Annotated in this window: 16 protein-coding genes; 6 read left to right on the forward strand and 10 right to left on the reverse strand. The window is 71.7% G+C overall.

Features of this window, described 5'->3' with window-relative positions:
* Positions 1-6 precede the first annotated feature (6 nt).
* The 5 genes from ACR3IO_RS05900 to ACR3IO_RS05920 form a co-directional block, all read right to left on the reverse strand.
* Positions 7-546, reverse strand: coding sequence for a hypothetical protein (locus ACR3IO_RS05900; protein WP_434070241.1), 540 nt, complete (start codon positions 544-546; stop codon positions 7-9).
* A gap of 84 nt (positions 547-630) precedes the next feature.
* Complete coding sequence (locus tag ACR3IO_RS05905; RefSeq protein WP_434070242.1) at positions 631-1,242, reverse strand: histidine phosphatase family protein; 612 nt, start codon at positions 1,240-1,242, stop codon at positions 631-633.
* An 84-nt stretch (positions 1,243-1,326) separates the two neighbouring features.
* On the reverse strand, positions 1,327-1,767 hold the full coding sequence (locus ACR3IO_RS05910) for a VOC family protein (RefSeq protein WP_434070243.1): 441 nt from the start codon (positions 1,765-1,767) through the stop codon (positions 1,327-1,329).
* Positions 1,768-1,900: 133 nt separating this feature from the next.
* Positions 1,901-2,341 carry a VOC family protein gene (locus ACR3IO_RS05915; protein WP_434070244.1) on the reverse strand — a complete coding sequence of 147 codons (441 nt, stop codon included), beginning with the start codon at positions 2,339-2,341 and terminating at the stop codon, positions 1,901-1,903.
* 13 nt (positions 2,342-2,354) lie between these two features.
* Positions 2,355-3,884 carry an ATP-dependent DNA ligase gene (locus ACR3IO_RS05920; RefSeq protein ID WP_434070245.1) on the reverse strand — a complete coding sequence of 510 codons (1,530 nt, stop codon included), beginning with the start codon at positions 3,882-3,884 and terminating at the stop codon, positions 2,355-2,357.
* 108 nt (positions 3,885-3,992) lie between these two features.
* Between ACR3IO_RS05920 and ACR3IO_RS05925 the strand changes: the two genes are divergently transcribed.
* Positions 3,993-4,460 (forward strand): heme-degrading domain-containing protein, encoded by a 468-nt coding sequence (locus tag ACR3IO_RS05925; protein WP_434070246.1) that lies wholly within the window; start codon positions 3,993-3,995, stop codon positions 4,458-4,460.
* A gap of 52 nt (positions 4,461-4,512) precedes the next feature.
* Here ACR3IO_RS05925 and ACR3IO_RS05930 read toward each other — a convergent pair whose 3' ends face one another.
* Positions 4,513-5,403, reverse strand: coding sequence for an intradiol ring-cleavage dioxygenase (locus ACR3IO_RS05930; RefSeq protein WP_434070247.1), 891 nt, complete (start codon positions 5,401-5,403; stop codon positions 4,513-4,515).
* 140 nt (positions 5,404-5,543) lie between these two features.
* Between ACR3IO_RS05930 and ACR3IO_RS05935 the strand changes: the two genes are divergently transcribed.
* Together ACR3IO_RS05935 and ACR3IO_RS05940 are read left to right on the forward strand one after the other, a co-directional pair.
* Positions 5,544-6,152, forward strand: a complete 609-nt coding sequence (locus ACR3IO_RS05935; protein WP_434070248.1) for a dihydrofolate reductase family protein — start codon at positions 5,544-5,546, stop codon at positions 6,150-6,152.
* Positions 6,153-6,279: 127 nt separating this feature from the next.
* Positions 6,280-6,789 (forward strand): GNAT family N-acetyltransferase, encoded by a 510-nt coding sequence (locus ACR3IO_RS05940; RefSeq protein ID WP_434070249.1) that lies wholly within the window; start codon positions 6,280-6,282, stop codon positions 6,787-6,789.
* Here ACR3IO_RS05940 and ACR3IO_RS05945 read toward each other — a convergent pair.
* Together ACR3IO_RS05945 and ACR3IO_RS05950 are read right to left on the reverse strand one after the other, a co-directional pair.
* Positions 6,736-7,515: an SDR family oxidoreductase gene (locus ACR3IO_RS05945; protein ID WP_434070250.1), complete on the reverse strand. Its 780-nt coding sequence runs from the start codon at positions 7,513-7,515 to the stop codon at positions 6,736-6,738. The two genes, ACR3IO_RS05940 and ACR3IO_RS05945, sit on opposite strands and share 54 nt — an antisense overlap.
* Positions 7,516-7,541: 26 nt before the next feature.
* On the reverse strand, positions 7,542-8,258 hold the full coding sequence (locus ACR3IO_RS05950) for an NUDIX hydrolase (protein WP_434070251.1): 717 nt from the start codon (positions 8,256-8,258) through the stop codon (positions 7,542-7,544).
* Positions 8,259-8,417: 159 nt separating this feature from the next.
* Between ACR3IO_RS05950 and ACR3IO_RS05955 the strand changes: the two genes are divergently transcribed.
* Positions 8,418-9,149, forward strand: a complete 732-nt coding sequence (locus ACR3IO_RS05955) for an endonuclease/exonuclease/phosphatase family protein (RefSeq protein WP_434070252.1) — start codon at positions 8,418-8,420, stop codon at positions 9,147-9,149.
* A gap of 65 nt (positions 9,150-9,214) precedes the next feature.
* Here ACR3IO_RS05955 and ACR3IO_RS05960 read toward each other — a convergent pair whose 3' ends face one another.
* Positions 9,215-10,030 (reverse strand): siderophore-interacting protein, encoded by an 816-nt coding sequence (locus tag ACR3IO_RS05960; RefSeq protein ID WP_434070253.1) that lies wholly within the window; start codon positions 10,028-10,030, stop codon positions 9,215-9,217.
* Between the two features lie 130 nt (positions 10,031-10,160).
* On the opposite strand from ACR3IO_RS05960, the gene ACR3IO_RS05965 reads away from it, so the two are divergent.
* Both ACR3IO_RS05965 and ACR3IO_RS05970 read left to right on the forward strand, forming a co-directional pair.
* Entirely contained in the window at positions 10,161-11,531 is a 1,371-nt protein-coding gene (locus ACR3IO_RS05965) for a carboxylesterase family protein (RefSeq protein ID WP_434070254.1), read from the forward strand.
* A 29-nt stretch (positions 11,532-11,560) separates the two neighbouring features.
* On the forward strand, positions 11,561-11,929 hold the full coding sequence (locus ACR3IO_RS05970) for an iron chaperone (RefSeq protein ID WP_434070255.1): 369 nt from the start codon (positions 11,561-11,563) through the stop codon (positions 11,927-11,929).
* Between the two features lie 112 nt (positions 11,930-12,041).
* Here ACR3IO_RS05970 and ACR3IO_RS05975 read toward each other — a convergent pair whose 3' ends face one another.
* Complete coding sequence (locus ACR3IO_RS05975; RefSeq protein WP_434070256.1) at positions 12,042-14,705, reverse strand: fibronectin type III domain-containing protein; 2,664 nt, start codon at positions 14,703-14,705, stop codon at positions 12,042-12,044.
* Positions 14,706-14,809: the final 104 nt, after the last annotated feature.

The following is a 14,809-nucleotide window of genomic DNA, read 5'->3' on the forward strand; positions in this document are numbered from 1 at the left end:
CAGCCACTATGCCGCGGAACCGCCGAGCCCGACCCGGTCGGGCACCGACATCCGCACGCGCGGCAGCCAGGTCTGCACCTCGGGCCAGGGGCGGCCGGTCGGCAGCCGCCGCAGCAGCGCCGCGAGCGAGGCATCCGCCGAAGGCCACGGGATGACGCGGGTGGGCGATTCGACGGCGAGCACGCCGAGCCACCAGTGCTTCCACGTAACCGGCAGGTCCTCGGGATGGAGCACCACGTAGTAGTCGGGCACGCTCATCTCGCGCCGCACCGCGGCGTCGAGTGCCCGTTCGATCTCGAGTTCGAGCACGCCGAACGTGGCCTGGTCGTCGAAGAACTCCACCCACGCCGCCGCGACGTGGCCGAGCGGATCGTGGTCGTGCACGACGTACGGCGCACTCGTGCCGGCCGACCAGCGGATGACGTCGTCATCGGTGGCGTCGACCAGGCTCGCGGCCTGCACGTTCGGAAAGCGCTCGAGCGAGCGGATGGCCTGCGACGCCTCGTCGCCGACCACGACCAGAGTCGTGCTGACCGGTGGCTCCATTTTCGGAGTCTACGTCGGTCGTGCGCCCCGGTGTCCGTCGGCGCGCGTTCCGACTCCGAACCGAAACACGGGAGACACGAGGGGCTATGCCGCGCGCTCGTCCTGGGCCGCACGAGCCTCGAGGTCGAGGGCGACCTCGGCGAAGTCGATGCCGCCGACGGAGTGCACGCGCCACGCGGCATCCTCGAACCGGACGTGCGAGCTCGAGAGGTTGTCGAGGCGCGGGAAGTGACGGGGGTCGTGGCCCGAGATGCTGGAGAGCGTGTAACGGATGAGGGCGCCGTGCGCGACCGCGAGCACGGGAGCGCCCCCGTGGTCGCGCGTGATGCGCTCGAGGCCCCGAAGTCCGCGCGGACCGACCTCGTGGTCGGGCTCCTTGCCCGGGATCGCCCGGTCGGGCCAGCGCACCGCGAGGTCGGTGAGCGTCTCGCCCTCGCCCTCGCCGTACTCCTGCTCGAGGAGCTCGTCGTACGTGCCGCCGAGGGGCAGGGCGAGCGCGTCGGCCAGGATCTCGGCGGTCTCGCGGGCGCGCCCGAGCGGCGAGCTCACGACGGCCTGCCACATGCCGCCGGAGAACGCGGATGCCGCCGCGCGGGCCTGCGCTCGCCCCACCGCGTTCAGCGGGATGTCGGTGCGACCCTGGAGGCGGCCGGCGAAGTTCCAGTCGGTCTGACCGTGTCGGATGAGCGCGAGCATGACCTCCAGCCTAGGCAGGCCCGGCTGGACGAGTGCTGCGCGGACACGCGTGTCGAGACGTGCCGCGGCGCCTCGGCACCGCGATCAGTCGGCGTCGGGACCCATCGCGGTCGTGCCGTCGGAGAGCACGGGCGAGAGCACCCCGAAGACGTTGTGGTCTGGATCGAGCAGGTAGCCGCCGCGACCGATGCCCTCCATGTCCTCGAGCGGCGACGCCTCGACGGCGCCGAGCTCGAGGGCCTTCGCGAAGATCGTCTCGACGTCGTCGACGCCGACCACGAAGTTCGCTCCCATGACCGGGGCGCCGATCTCGGGGCCCGGTCCCTGCCGCTGCGTCAGTCCCCCGTTGATGCCGTGCCCCGGTTGGCCCGAGACGTTGCCGATCGCTCCCTCGCCGGTCTCGATCACCCAATAGGGCGTGTCGCCGTAGCGCGTGAAGCTCCAGCCCAGCAGTTGCGAGTAGAAGTCGATGAGCTTCTGGGGCTCGGACGCGTGGATCTCGAAGTGCACGACGAGGTTGGCCATGATCTCCCCCTGGATATCGGATGCCGCGGGCGGACCGCGACCGCGGGCGCCGGTGCCCGACGCGGCACAGGTTACCTGCGGCGGCCGGGCGCCACCACCCCGCGGACCGGTCGTTCGCGCGCACCCTCGCGGGTCAGTCGAGCTCCTCGAAGAGCGTGAGCTGCAGCGCCGCAGGACCGCGGAGCCGCGAGTTCACCGACCGCCACGGCGTCTCGCGGGGTTCGGCGATGAGCTCGGCACCGGCTTCGACGAGGCGCGCGGTCACCGCGACCGTGTCGTCGACCTCGAGCGCGACGCGCAGGTGGTCGCTCGGCCGCCCCTCGGCCTCGACCCGGTCGATGAAGCGCACCTGCGCCGGATTCGACAGTTCGAGCGTCGCGCGCCCGGCATCGAGGATGACGACCTCGGCGCCGTCGTCGCCGCTGTACGCCTCCTGCTGCGGCATGCCGAGCACGTCGCGATAGAACGCCAGGGCCGCGTCGAAGTCCGCCGCCTCGACCACGAGTCGCAGCTGCCGCACGCGGACCGGCTGCGCGGCGGCATCCGACTCGGCCGGCTCGGGTCCTTCGGTCATGGGTGCACCTTCCTCATTCGCGCAGCAGTCCGCGCAGCGTCTGGATCGTGTCGGTCTCGGCGGCCGTCTTGTCGTCTCGATAGCGCTTCACGCGCGCGAAGCGCAGCGCGATGCCACCCGGATACCGGCTCGATCGCTGCACGCCGTCGATGGCGATCTCGACCACGGTGATCGGCTCGACGAACACCGTGCTGGCGGTGCTGCGCGTCTCGATCTCGGGGAAGCGCTCGGTCTGCCACCGCAGCAGCTCGTCGGTGAGGCCCTTGAACGTCTTGCCGACCATCACGAACGCGCCCGCGGGCCCGAACTCGCCCTCGGGGTCGAGCGCGCCGAGGTGCAGGTTCGAGAGGAGGCCTGTGCGCCGGCCCGACCCCCACTCGCACGCGAGCACCACGAGGTCGTAGGTGTGCACGGGCTTCACCTTGATCCAGCTCGCGCCGCGCCGGCCGGCCGCATAGGGCGCGTCGATCGCCTTGACGACCACGCCCTCCTGGCCCGCGGCGAGCGCCTCGCGGGAGATGCGCTCGGCGGCCTCGGGGTCGGCGGTGATCTCGCCGGGGATGCGGTGCGCCGACGCGATGCGCTCGAGCTCGGCGATGCGCGCCCGGAGCGGTTCGTCGAGCAGGTCTCGGCCGTCGACGTGCAGCACGTCGAAGAACCACGGATGCAGCAGCGTCTCGCGTGCGGCATCGGCTCCGAAGCGCGACATCGTCTCTTGGAACGGGCGCGGCGCGCCGTCGTCGTCGAGCGCCAGCGTCTCGCCGTCGAGGATCACGTCGTGCACGGGCAGCGCGCGCACGATGTCGACGACCTCGGGAAGACGGTGGGTGACGTCGGCGAGGGTGCGCGTGAACACGCGCACGTCGTCGCCGCTGCGGTGCACCTGGATGCGCGCGCCGTCGAGCTTGTACTCGACCGAGGCCTCGCCGGTGGTCTCGAGCGCGGCGGCGGCGCCGGCCGCGGTGGCCGCGAGCATGGGCTGCACCGGCCGCCCGACCTCGAGCCCCACGGCTTCGAGCTCGTCGGCGGTGCCCGTGAGCGCGAGCCGCGCCGTGGCGCCGAGGTCGCCGCGCAGCATGGCGGCACGACGCACGCTCGCGACGGGACGGTCGGCGGCCTTCGCGATGGCGTCGGTGAGCACGCCCTCGAGCGCGCCCGTGCGCATCTCGCCGAGCAGCGCCCGGGCGACGAACTCCTGCTCGCGCGCGGTGGCCGAGGCGATGAGGTCGTGCAGTTCGCGGCCGCGATCGAGGCTCGACCCGGCACCGGATGCCGCGGCGAGCCGGTCGAGCACGGCGTCGACGCCATCGATGGTGAGCGTCGCGGCCGGTGCGGGCTCGGCGGTCGCGAGCACGGACTGCATGCCCCGCCAGCCGACCCCGAGCCGCCCCTGGCGCGGCTTGCCGACGAGCAGGCCGATCGCAGGCTCGATCTCGTCGGCCTCGAGCCGCACGAGCAGGTCGGCGAGCGCCTCGATCTTCGCCAGCCGCGAGCGGGTCGCGGTGACGGCGTCGGTGGTGGTGACGAGCTCGTCGAGCAGCACGTGGCAAGTCTGGCACCGACCACCGACGCACGGACCGCCTCGACCGTCGTTTCGCAGCCCGTCAGGCGGCCCGGCTACTCTTGGGCGGACCGCACGTGAGGAGCCCTGATGTCAGACCTTCCCGTCTACACCGTCGCAGATCTCGAGTCCCAGCCGACGCTGGACGTCGCGTCGTTCGTCAACGACGACGCCGTCGACCTCGGCGTCACCGCGATCGAGGTGATCCGCACCCGGCGGCTGAACCTCGCCGTGCGCGTCGTGCTGCGCGGCGACGTCGTCTTCCTCGCGAAGCTGCGCGACACCGGCCCCGACAACGACGAGTGGCTCGCCGGCAAGGCGGCGGTGGTCGAGCGGTTCGGCGAGCCGTCGTTGCTCGTGCGTCGCCGCCACGAGGAGGCGGGCACGCCCTTCGGCGAGCGCGACGACGTCGACCACGACGTGTACCGCGCGCACGGCGGTTCGCTGCCCATCCGCGTCGACGGCGAACTCGTCGGCACGATCACGGTGTCGGGCGAGCCCGACGTCATCGACCACGAGGTCGCGAGCGAGGCCGTGCGGCGCTTCCTGATGCGCTGACGCCGCCGCACGGCATCCGACCCCCGACTCCGCGGCGCGGCATCCGCTCGCGTCAGACGCCGATGGTCAGCGCCGCCGTGTAGCCGCCCGCGACCGAGCCCGACATGTTCGCGATCTGGTGGATGCCGCCGTCGTCGCTGAACACGTTGTCGCTCGCGAGGCGCACCTGCGACGCGTTGCGCACGCTCTGCTCGTAGCCGCTCGTCGCGTAGACGACCGTGTTCACCTCCTCGGGCAGCGCGATCTGCGAGGTCTTCACGATCGGCCCGCTCGCGACGGCCGTCGCGACATCCGAGTAGACCTCGAAGTGGATGTGCGGCCAGCGACCCGTGTAGCAGGCGGGGTAGATCGAGGTGAAGGTCACGGTGCCGTTGACATCGGTCTCCTGAACCCCGCGCAGGTAGTTCTCATTCTCGAGGCCGTTCGAGTACAGCGAGTAGCCGCCGTCGCGATCGCAGTGCCAGAGATAGACGCCGGCGCCGGCGAGCGCGCTGCCCGTCGCGGCATCCCGCACCGTGAGGGCGATCGTGAGGGGCACGCCCTGCGCGACCGTGGTCGACGAACCGAAGGACGAGCGGATGTCGCTGCGCACGATGCCCGAGTCGTCGAGCACGTTGACGCCGTTCGAGCCGTCGCCCGGGTACGGGCCGCCCGTCTCGTCGGGCACCGCGTCGAGCGGGCCGGATGCCGCGGCCGATGCCGACGGCGTGGGTGTCGCGGAGGCCGTGGCCGAGGTGCTCGGCGACGCGGTGGCCGGGGCGCTCGCACTCGCCCCCGGCTCGTCGGCCGAGCACGCGGCCAGCAGCGCGGTGAGCCCGACGCCGCCGAAGATGCCCAGCGCACGACGGCGGTCGACGAGGGTGCGGATGTCGTAGACGAGGCCGCGGTGGTCCTCGTCGATCTCGTCGCCGTGCTCGTCGATCCATCTCTGGTCGGTCGCCATGTCGTGCTCCTCTCGTGCGGAAGGCCAGCGTGGCCCGTGCGTCGAGCAGGCCGCTGTGGATCGACGATGCATTTCCTATGATGGACGCGCCGGAGCCCCGCCGGGCGTCCGTCATCACCGGACTGCGAGGGAGCACGCCCATGGGAACCATTTCGGTCGACCTGTTCATCACGCTCGACGGGGTCTACCAGGGCCCGGGCGGGCCCGACGAAGACGAGTCGGGCGGCTTCGCGCTCGGCGGATGGCAGGGCAACTACCTCGACGACGAGAACGGCGCCGCGATCGGCGAGGGCATCGAGCACATGGACGCACTGCTCCTCGGCCGCCGGACGTACGACATCTTCGCCTCCTTCTGGCCGTACCGGGGCGACGAGCCGATCGCGGTGAAGTTCAACGCGATGCCGAAGTTCGTCGTCTCGCGCTCGCTCACGGACCCCGGATGGGCGGGCACGACCGCGCTGTCGGATGTCGCGGAGGTGCGCGCGCTCAAGGATCGCTTCGACGACATCCACGTCGTCGGCAGCGGCGACCTCGCCCGCTCGCTCCTCGAGGCGGGCCTCGTCGACCGGCTGAACCTGTACGTGTACCCGGTCGCGCTCGGCTCGGGCAAGCGGCTCTTCGGCGGCGACTTCGGCGTTCCGACGGCGTTCGCGCTGGCGGAGCCCCCGCGGGCGTTCCCGAGCGGGGCGATGCTGCTCGTGTACGAGCCCGCGGGCGAGGCGGTCACGGGCTTCGACATGTCGAAGTAGGGCGCGGCCGCCTCGCAGCAGGTGCGCGGCCGCCGCGCAGCGGAGTCCCATTGTCGCGGTGGAGTCCCTCGGCGTCGGGACTCCAGCGCGAGAACGGGACTCCAGCGCGACGACGAGATCCCGCCGGATGCCCGGACTCGTCGACGTGCCCGATGATGGTGGGATGCAGCCCGGATACCGCCTCTCCACCGACCCCGCCGACCTCGACCGCGAACGCGTGCACCGCTGGCTCTCGACCGACGCGTACTGGGCGCTCGGCCGGCCGCGCGAGCGACAGGATGCCGCGATCGACGCCTCCCGCAACTACGGCGTCTTCGACGAGGCATCCGGCGACCAGGTCGCGTACGCGAGGGTCGTGACCGACGGGGTGACGTTCGCGTGGCTCTGCGACGTCTACGTGGACCCGTCGGTGCGCGGCAACGGCGTGGGCGTCGGCCTCATCGAGGGCGTCGTCGCCGACCTCGAGCCGCTCGGCCTTCGTCGCGCGATGCTCGCGACCGCCGACGCGCACGGGCTCTACGCGAAGTTCGGCTTCGAGCCGCTCGCCGAGCCCGCGCGATGGATGGTCAGGCTCGCGCCGGCCTCAGGGGCGGGCGGCGTCGTCGGCGTCGGCAGCGGCGGCGTCGGGGGGTCGTAGCCAGGCCTCGAACGTCCGCGTGCCGAGCACCGCGTCGGGGCCGGGCAGCGTCTCGCCCCGGCGCATGGCGGCGAACTGGGGGCCGGGCAGGGTCACCGGCACGACGCGGCCGCGAAGCCCGCGAGCCCGGGCGAGGCGGACCACCATGTCGCCGATGTCCTCGCGCTGCGGACCGGCGAAGTCCGCGCTGCGACCCGCCGCGCCGTGCTCGGCGAGCGTGACGAGCCGCTCCCCCACCTCTCGCGCGGCGACCGGCTGCGACGGGAACCTCGGGGCGAGGTGCACCCCGGCGAACGAGAACGCCTTCAGCATCTGCCCGGCGAACTCGTGGAACTGCGACGCCCGCATGATCGTGAACGGCACGGCGCCCGCCTCGACCGCGCGCTCCTGGGCGACCTTGCCGGCGTAGTAGCCGTACGACCCCCGGTCGACGCCCACGATCGAGAGCACGACGTGATGCCCGACCCCGGCCGCCTGCTCGGCGTCGAGCAACGTCTTCGTCACGAACCTGAAGAACGCGGTCGCGGCGCCGGCCGACATGGAGTTGGTGTTCGCCGTGTCGATGACGGCGTCGACGCCCTCGAGCGCCGCCCGGACTCCGGCACCGCCGATGAGGTCGACGCCGTTCGACCGGGTCAGCACGACCACCTCGTGCCCGCGTTCGCGAGCGGATGCCACGACGTGGCGTCCGACGGTCCCGGTTCCCCCGGCGACGGCGACTCTCATGCGATTTCGTCCTCTCGTTCGCGCAGTCACTGCGACAGGTCGTCGCGCTCCACGATGCGGTCGGCGTTCCACGGCTCGGCCCAGCCGAGCTCGTCGAACATGCGCGCGAGCACGAGCGCCGTGAACCCCCAGACGACGCGCCCTCCGACCGTGAACGCGGGGCCGCGGTACACGGTGCCGCCGAACGTCATCTCGGTGTTGCCGCGATTGTCGGGGTCGAGGAGGTCGGCCACCGGCACCCGGAAGACCTCGACGGATTCGTCGTGGTCGACCGCGGCGACCGCCGACGGCCTCGTCCACCACGCCGGAACGGGCGTCACGAGGTGGTTGCTCACGGGCACCGGCAGGGGCGCGAGCGTGCCGAGCGGCTCGACGTCGGCCGGATCGACGCCGGTCTCCTCGGCCGCCTCGCGCAGCGCGCCCGCGATCGGGCCGTCATCGGCCTCCTCGATGCGCCCGCCCGGGAACGCGATCTGGCCGGGGTGGCTGCCGAGCGTGGACGCACGGCGCAGCAGGAGCACGTCGAGGTCGCGGGCGACCCGCGCGGCGGGCGCCGTCGTGTCGCGGTCGGCCGGCCCGCCCGCGCGCGCCGGCAGGTCGTCGAGCACCCCGAAGAGCACGAGCACGGCGGCCGGGCGCCGGGCCGCGGCATCCGTCGCCCAGCGGGGCAGGTCGGTGTGCCAGGTGATGCCCCGGTCGCAGAGGGCGACGAGTTCGGCGCGGGCATCGGCGACGTCGGTCATGACCGGCTCCCGACCTCGCGACACTGCATGCCTGCCATCCTGCCACTCCCGTCGGCGTCCGTCGCCAGGGGCCTCGTGAACCCGGCGCAGCCGTGAACATGCAGTGAAACGCACGGCAACCCCCAGCCGAATCACACGCCGAGGTCATATTCTGAACGAATGCTGGTCATCAGCTACAACCTCCGCAAACACCGCGCGATCTCCGAGCTCGCGGCCCTCGACGAGCGCTATTCGCCCGACGTCGTGTGCCTGCAGGAGTGCGACACGCTCGACCTCGCCGAGCACGAGGGCCGCCTGCGACTCGCGCACTCGACCGTGGGCAGCCGGCTCGGCCTCGCCGTCTACTACCGCCCCGATCGGATCCAGGTCCGAAGCCTCCGCACCGTCGCGCTCAAGAAGTCGATGCACGACCGTGTGCTGCGACCGGCGCACGAGCGACTGCTCGGCGCGCGCGTGCACGACCTCGAGCACGGCCGCGACGCGATCGTCGCCTCGTTCCACGCGGCGCCGCTCACGGCCCTGAACTCGCTGCGACGCCACCAGATCAAGGCCGCACTCGGCGAGCTCCAGCTGCTCGGGCCCAACCTCCCGACGCTCATGGTCGGCGACTACAACTACCCGATCTTCAAGGACAACCTGGCCGAGAAGGTGCGCGAGGCGGGCTACGACCTCACGCTCAGCGACAGTCGCACCTATACGCGCTACAAGTTCTTCCGCGGGCACTTCGACCTCGCGACCTCGGCGGGCTTCGACATCCGCAAGGTCGAGACGCTGCCGCGCGGGTCGAGCGACCACCTGCCGATCATGGTCGACGCGGTGTACTCGGATGCCGCGGCATCGCACGCGGCGTCGCACGACGAGCCCCTCGACGGCACCCCGATCGTCGCCTGACCCGACGAGCGTGCCGGTCTCGATACGACGGCAGGCTGCCGCAACCGGCAGAGCCGGCACGAGCGTCAGCTCGCGTGCTTCGCGGCCTTCCAGTACCCGCAGAAGACGACGTTCGCCTTGGGCACGCCGCGCTCGTTCACGAGGTGTCGACGGGCGCCGGTCGCGAGCGCCGACTCCCCCGCGGCGAACGCCGTGACCGTGCCCGACGGGAACTCGAGGCCCTTCACGAACTCGAGGGCGCGCACGCCCGCGGGCTCGTCGTGGTCGCGCACGATCCAGTGCACGGTGACGCCGTCGGGCTCGCCGCAGTCCTGCACGTCCGCGGTATCCGGGATCTCGATGACGGCGTGGCCGCGCGCCTCGCGCGGGAGGTCGCGCAGGATGCCGGCGACCGCGGGCAACGCGCTCTCGTCGCCGATGAGCAGGTTCCAGTCGGCGTCGATCGCCTTGTAGCCGCAGCCCTGGTCGATGAGGCCGACGGCGGCGCCGACCGGGAGCGTCTCGGCCCAGGGCCCCGCGACGCCGTCGCTGCCGTGCACGACGAAGTCGATGTCGAGCTCGGCCGCGTCGTCGAGCGTCGCGGCGCGGAACGCGCGCACCGTGTAGTTGCGGATCACGGGCCGCGTGGCCTTCGGCAGCACGAGGTACTTGAGGTAGCCGCCCATGTCGTACTTGTCGGAGAGGTTGTCGAACCGCGTGTGATCGGACGTCGGCACGGCGAGGCGGAACCACTGGTCGAAGCCGATGTGCCGCCAGTCGGCGAGCTCGGGACCGCTCAGGGTGATGCGCACGAAATGCGGCGAGAGGCGCTCGGCGCGCACCACCTCGGCGGTGACGACGCCGGTGTCGGCGTGGGTGATCTCGAGGTTGCTGATGGCCACGGGGTGCTCCGATTTCGGCGAGATAAGGGAAGCCTCACCTTACCCGAATCCCGCGGCGTGGACATGCCCGGCTCCGGCATCCCTCGGTTCGGGGATGGCCATGCACGCCCGTCTGGAGCAGAATCGTCCGATGACCGATCTCTCGGAACGGCTCCCCGATCTCGCGTCCGTCCCGACGCCATGGGGCGAGTTCATCGCCGTCGAGGACGACGGCGTCACCCGCATCCGCAACATCCGCTACGCCACGGCCGACCGGTTCGCACCATCGCGCGCGGTCGCGCCCGACCCCGCGTCATCCGCCGACCTGCAGATCACGACGATCGTGTGCCCCCAGCCGCCGAGCCAGAGCGCCGTCATGCTGGGCCACCCCCTCGAAGGAGCCGTCCTCGACGAGGACTGCCTGCGCGTGAGCATCACCCGACCGACGGATGCCGCGGCGCCGCTGCCCGTGATGGTGTGGATCCACGGCGGCGCCTACGTCTCGAACGCCGGCGACCTGCCCGGATTCGACGCGTCGGCGCTCGCACGCGAGCAGGGCGTGCTCGTCGTGGCCGTCACGTACCGGCTCGGACTGCTCGGGTTCATCGGCGATGCCCCCGGCGACGACTCGCTGCGCCCGGCGAACCTCGGCCTCCTCGACGTGATCACCGCGCTCCGCTGGGTGCGCGAGCACGTCGCGGGCTTCGGCGGCGACCCCGAGCAGGTGACGGTCGTCGGCCAGTCCTCGGGCGCCGACGCGATCGTGCACGCGCTCGCGTCCGACGGCGTCGACGGGCTGATCACGCGCGCCGTCATCCAGAGCGCGCCCTTCGGCATCCGCACCGAACGCGACGCGATGCACGAGAAGATGCGCGCCGTCATCGGCGAACTGGCGCCGGATGCCTCGCTCGACGACGTGTTCGCCGCGCAGGCGCGCGCCAAGGAGGCCGGCTCGGGCTTCGGCCTGCGCTCGGGCATGAGCTTCGCCACGGAGTACGGCCGCGCGCCGCTGCCCGCCGAGGTCGACGTCGTCGACGCGTGGCGCCGCCGCGCACCCGGCCTCGAGGTGCTCATCACCTGGACCACCGAGGAGACGATGTTCTACCTCGGCACCGCGCCACGCCTCGCCGCGCTGTTCCGCGTGCCGGTGATCGGGGCGCTCGTGCGATGGCTCGCCGTGGCCATCACCTCGCGAGCGGTCTACGCCCGCGAGGGACGCCGGTTCGCGAAGCTGCTGGCCTCGGCCGGCGCGTCCGTGCAGGTCGGCGTCTTCGACGGCCATCCGCACGGCAGTCCGCTCGGCGCCGCGCACGCGATCGAACTGCCGCTGCTCTTCCCGAACGAGGCGGCCTGGGCCCGCGCCGCGCTCGTCGACCCCGACGGCGCGAGCAGCCTCCTCGTCTCCGGAGCCCCCATGCGCGCCGCCTGGGCCGAGTTCGTCCGCACCGGGCGCCTGCGCGAGTCGCGCATCGAGCTCGGCGGCGGCTGGCGCGGCGGGCTGCGCGTCGAGACGATCGACTGACGAGACCGCCCACGACCGAAGGAGAACCCATGCCGGCCGACAAGCCCACCACCGTCGACGAGTACCTCGCCACGTTCGAGGGCGAACCCGCGGAGCGCCTCGCGGCGGTGCGCGCGGCGATCCACGAGGTGCTGCCGGGCGCCGAGGAGAAGCTCCGCTACGACATCCCCGGCGTCGCGATCCGCGGGCGCTATTGGCTGCACTTCGCCGGCTGGAAGAAGCACATCGGCCTCTACCCCGTGCCACGCGCCGACGACGAGGAGCTCGAGGCGCGCATCGCGCCGTGGCGCGCCGCGAAGGACACGGTGAACCTGCCGTACTCCAAGCCGTTACCGCTCGATCTCGTGCGCGACATCACCCGGCTCGTGCTCGAGCTGCACGGCGGCGACGACGCCTGACGTTCGAGAGATCGCCGCTTCCACGGCGCCACCTCGTGCACGTTCTGACGGCGGATGCCGCGACAGCTCGTGCTGCCGCGGCATCCGCGTTGCTCGGGGCGGGTGAGCCGACCTAGCCGAGCGTGAAGGTCTGCGTCGTGGTGTTGCCCGCGACGTCGAAGACGACGAGGGTGTTCAGCCCCGCGACCGCCCCGAACACGCCGGGCTTGACGTAGTTCACGTCGGACCAGGCGTTGTTCGAGAGGTCCTTGACCTTGCCGTTCAGCTCGACGCGGTCGATCTTGCCGGCGTCGTACAGCTTGAAGCTCACGAGCGAGTACGCCTCGCCCTTCGCGACCGTGTACGAGGCGCCGTCCTTCACGGTGACCGTCGGCTTGGTGGCGTCGATCGTGAACGCGAAGGTGCTCGTCCTGGAGATGTTGCCGGCGAGGTCCTGCGCGTTGTACTTGACCGTGTACTCGCCGGAGGCCAGGGCGACCGTGGCCGTGTGCGAACCGGCCGTCGCGCCGCCGTCGACCTTGGACTGCGTGCTCTTGACGAGCTTGCCGTCCTGGTAGATGTTCGCGACGATGCGCGCCAGCCCGCGCTCGTCGGTCGCGTCGACCTGCACCGAGAGCTCGCGGAACGGGCCGGATGCCACGGGCGAGACGAGCGTTACCGCGGGGCGCGTGGTGTCGGGCTCCTCGACCGGCGGCTCGACGCCGGCCTCGGTGACCCACTTCTTCCCGGCATCCGTCTTGGTCACGGTGAACTCGTCGTACACCGCGCCGACGGGGAGGTCGGTCGTGGCATCCGCCGTCTTCTCCGCGAGGTAGGAGCGGTAGTGCAGCTGGTCGTTCGAGACGTCGATGACCTGGTAGGTCGTGACGCCGGCGCCGCGCAGCACCTGCGTGGCGTTGTTGTTGGTCCAGACGTTCTTCGCGTCGGTCTCGAGCTCGTAGTGCTTGGCGCCCGAGTTGGAGACGACGTAGACCGGGCCGTCGGTGATGCCCGCCGTCTCGGTGACGTCCTCGTTGTTGTAGCCGCGGGCGTAGGTGTGGTCGTGGCCCATCATGACGAGGTCGATGTCGTGCTTCTGGAACACGGGCACCCAGTACTTGCGGAGCTCGGGCTCGTTGCGCCCCTCGGAAGCCGAGTAGACGGGCTGGTGGAAGGTCACGACGTTCCACTTCGACGGGCTCTGCTCGAGCACGTGGTCGAGCCAGGCGGCCTGGAACTCGGGCCAGAGCGAGGCGATGCGCGTCGACGGGCAGTCGACGCCGGCGCACGACGGGAGGGTGTCGGGCGTCAGGAACGTCGCGTCGCGGGTCGCGTTCAGCGTGATGAAGCGCACGCCCTGGTAGTCGGTGAAGTACACCGTCTCGGCGGCGAACTGCGTCCAGTGGGCGAAGTACGCGGCGTACTGCTTCGCGACGTCGGTGTCGCCGTCGGCGAGGTCGGCGAGGGCGCCCACGGTCTCGGTCCTCGGGTTGTTGTGCGGGTACTCGAAGTTCGCCTTCCACGACTTCAGGAGCTTGTCGCCCGAGTACTCGTGGTTGCCGGGCGCCGCCATGACGTTCGTCGTGGCCGCCGAGGTCTGCATGCCCTTGAACCAGTTGACCCACTGGGTCTCGTTGCTGGCGCTGTCGATGAGGTCGCCGGCGTGCACCGAGCCGATCGAGTCGGGGGCGGATGCCTCGGCCATGGCCACGACCTTCGGCCACGTGGTGTCGAGGCCGATCTGGGCATCGCCGTAGTAGACGAACTGGAACTCGTCGTCCTTCGGGTCGGCGGTCGTGAACTCGGTCCACGGGCTCCAGCCCGTGTCGGTACCGACGCGGTAGGCGTAGTCGGTGCCGGCGGTCAGGCCGTCGACCGTGGCGGAGAAGTGCTGCAGCGGGTTGCCGTTCACGGCGCCGGCGGCGTACGCCTCGATCGAGCGGATGTCGCCGCCCGACGTCGGTCGGATCTCGACGCGTCCGCTGGTCTGCGATGCGTCGCCCGCGAGCCACGAGAACGACTGCGACGTCTCGGGGGTGGCGGTCGGGGTGAGGATCACGCGCGACGGCGGCGCGTCCACGGGCTGCGGGTCGGTCGCCTCCACGAGTCGGATGGAGGGCACGTCGAGGTAGATGTCGCTGCTGGTGGCGCGATCCTGGTAGAGCGCGACGGCGACGGTGTTGACGCCGTCGACGAGCACGTCGCCGGCGGCCTCGAACGTGGCGCTGAGCGGGTCGGACATGCCGGCGCCGGCGTACTCCTGGTTCGTCGTGCCGGTGACGCGCTCGTCGCTGAGTCCGGCGACCTTCTCGCCGTTGATCCACACGATGGCGCCGTCGTCGTAGACGACATCGCCGAGCACCTGGTCGACCTGGTCGGCGACGCCGGCCTCGAGCGTGAAGCTCGTGCGGAAGAAGAACGTCGGCACGTCGGGTGCCGCCACGCCGTCGAGGTACTGGTTCAGCAGGGTCTTCGGCATGCGCGGGCCGACGGCGGCGAGCTTGCCGCCCTTGGCGCCGAAGCTGCCGACGGCCGACTTCCAGCCCGAGTCGTCGAACGCGCCGGCGGTCCAGGCGCGCAGGTTCGCGTCGCCCTTCACGGGGTCGGTGCCGTCGTCGAGGTAGCGCCACGTGCTCTCGCCCGTCACGACCGGCGCGGTGGGCACGTCGGGGGTGGCCTCATCGGCCGCGACCGCCGCGGCGGGCGCCGCGATCGCTCCGCCGACGAGGGCGAGCATGAGGGCGGATGCCGCGGCTCGCCTCCCCCGTCGCGCCGGTGTCGTCTTCGTCATCGTCATCGTCATTCCTTCGTCGCTCCGGAGGGGCGCGCATGCGCGGTGCCCCTCGCGTCGCTCGGAGGTGCACCGACTGCCGCCCGAATGCCGTGCTCCATCGAATCCGT

This window comes from Agromyces sp. Marseille-Q5079 (assembly GCF_051016555.1).
GTDB lineage: Bacteria > Actinomycetota > Actinomycetes > Actinomycetales > Microbacteriaceae > Agromyces.

Coding starts and splice junctions, on each gene's coding strand:
- ACR3IO_RS05900 (WP_434070241.1), bottom strand. CDS start 546: ATGGAGCCACCGGTCAGCACGACTCTGGTCGTGGTCGGCGACGAGGCG.
- ACR3IO_RS05905 (WP_434070242.1), bottom strand. CDS start 1,242: ATGCTCGCGCTCATCCGACACGGTCAGACCGACTGGAACTTCGCCGGC.
- ACR3IO_RS05910 (WP_434070243.1), bottom strand. CDS start 1,767: ATGGCCAACCTCGTCGTGCACTTCGAGATCCACGCGTCCGAGCCCCAG.
- ACR3IO_RS05915 (WP_434070244.1), bottom strand. CDS start 2,341: ATGACCGAAGGACCCGAGCCGGCCGAGTCGGATGCCGCCGCGCAGCCG.
- ACR3IO_RS05925 (WP_434070246.1), top strand. CDS start 3,993: ATGTCAGACCTTCCCGTCTACACCGTCGCAGATCTCGAGTCCCAGCCG.
- ACR3IO_RS05930 (WP_434070247.1), bottom strand. CDS start 5,403: ATGGCGACCGACCAGAGATGGATCGACGAGCACGGCGACGAGATCGAC.
- ACR3IO_RS05935 (WP_434070248.1), top strand. CDS start 5,544: ATGGGAACCATTTCGGTCGACCTGTTCATCACGCTCGACGGGGTCTAC.
- ACR3IO_RS05940 (WP_434070249.1), top strand. CDS start 6,280: ATGCCCGGACTCGTCGACGTGCCCGATGATGGTGGGATGCAGCCCGGA.
- ACR3IO_RS05945 (WP_434070250.1), bottom strand. CDS start 7,515: ATGAGAGTCGCCGTCGCCGGGGGAACCGGGACCGTCGGACGCCACGTC.
- ACR3IO_RS05950 (WP_434070251.1), bottom strand. CDS start 8,258: ATGACCGACGTCGCCGATGCCCGCGCCGAACTCGTCGCCCTCTGCGAC.
- ACR3IO_RS05955 (WP_434070252.1), top strand. CDS start 8,418: ATGCTGGTCATCAGCTACAACCTCCGCAAACACCGCGCGATCTCCGAG.
- ACR3IO_RS05965 (WP_434070254.1), top strand. CDS start 10,161: ATGACCGATCTCTCGGAACGGCTCCCCGATCTCGCGTCCGTCCCGACG.
- ACR3IO_RS05970 (WP_434070255.1), top strand. CDS start 11,561: ATGCCGGCCGACAAGCCCACCACCGTCGACGAGTACCTCGCCACGTTC.
- ACR3IO_RS05975 (WP_434070256.1), bottom strand. CDS start 14,705: ATGACGATGACGAAGACGACACCGGCGCGACGGGGGAGGCGAGCCGCG.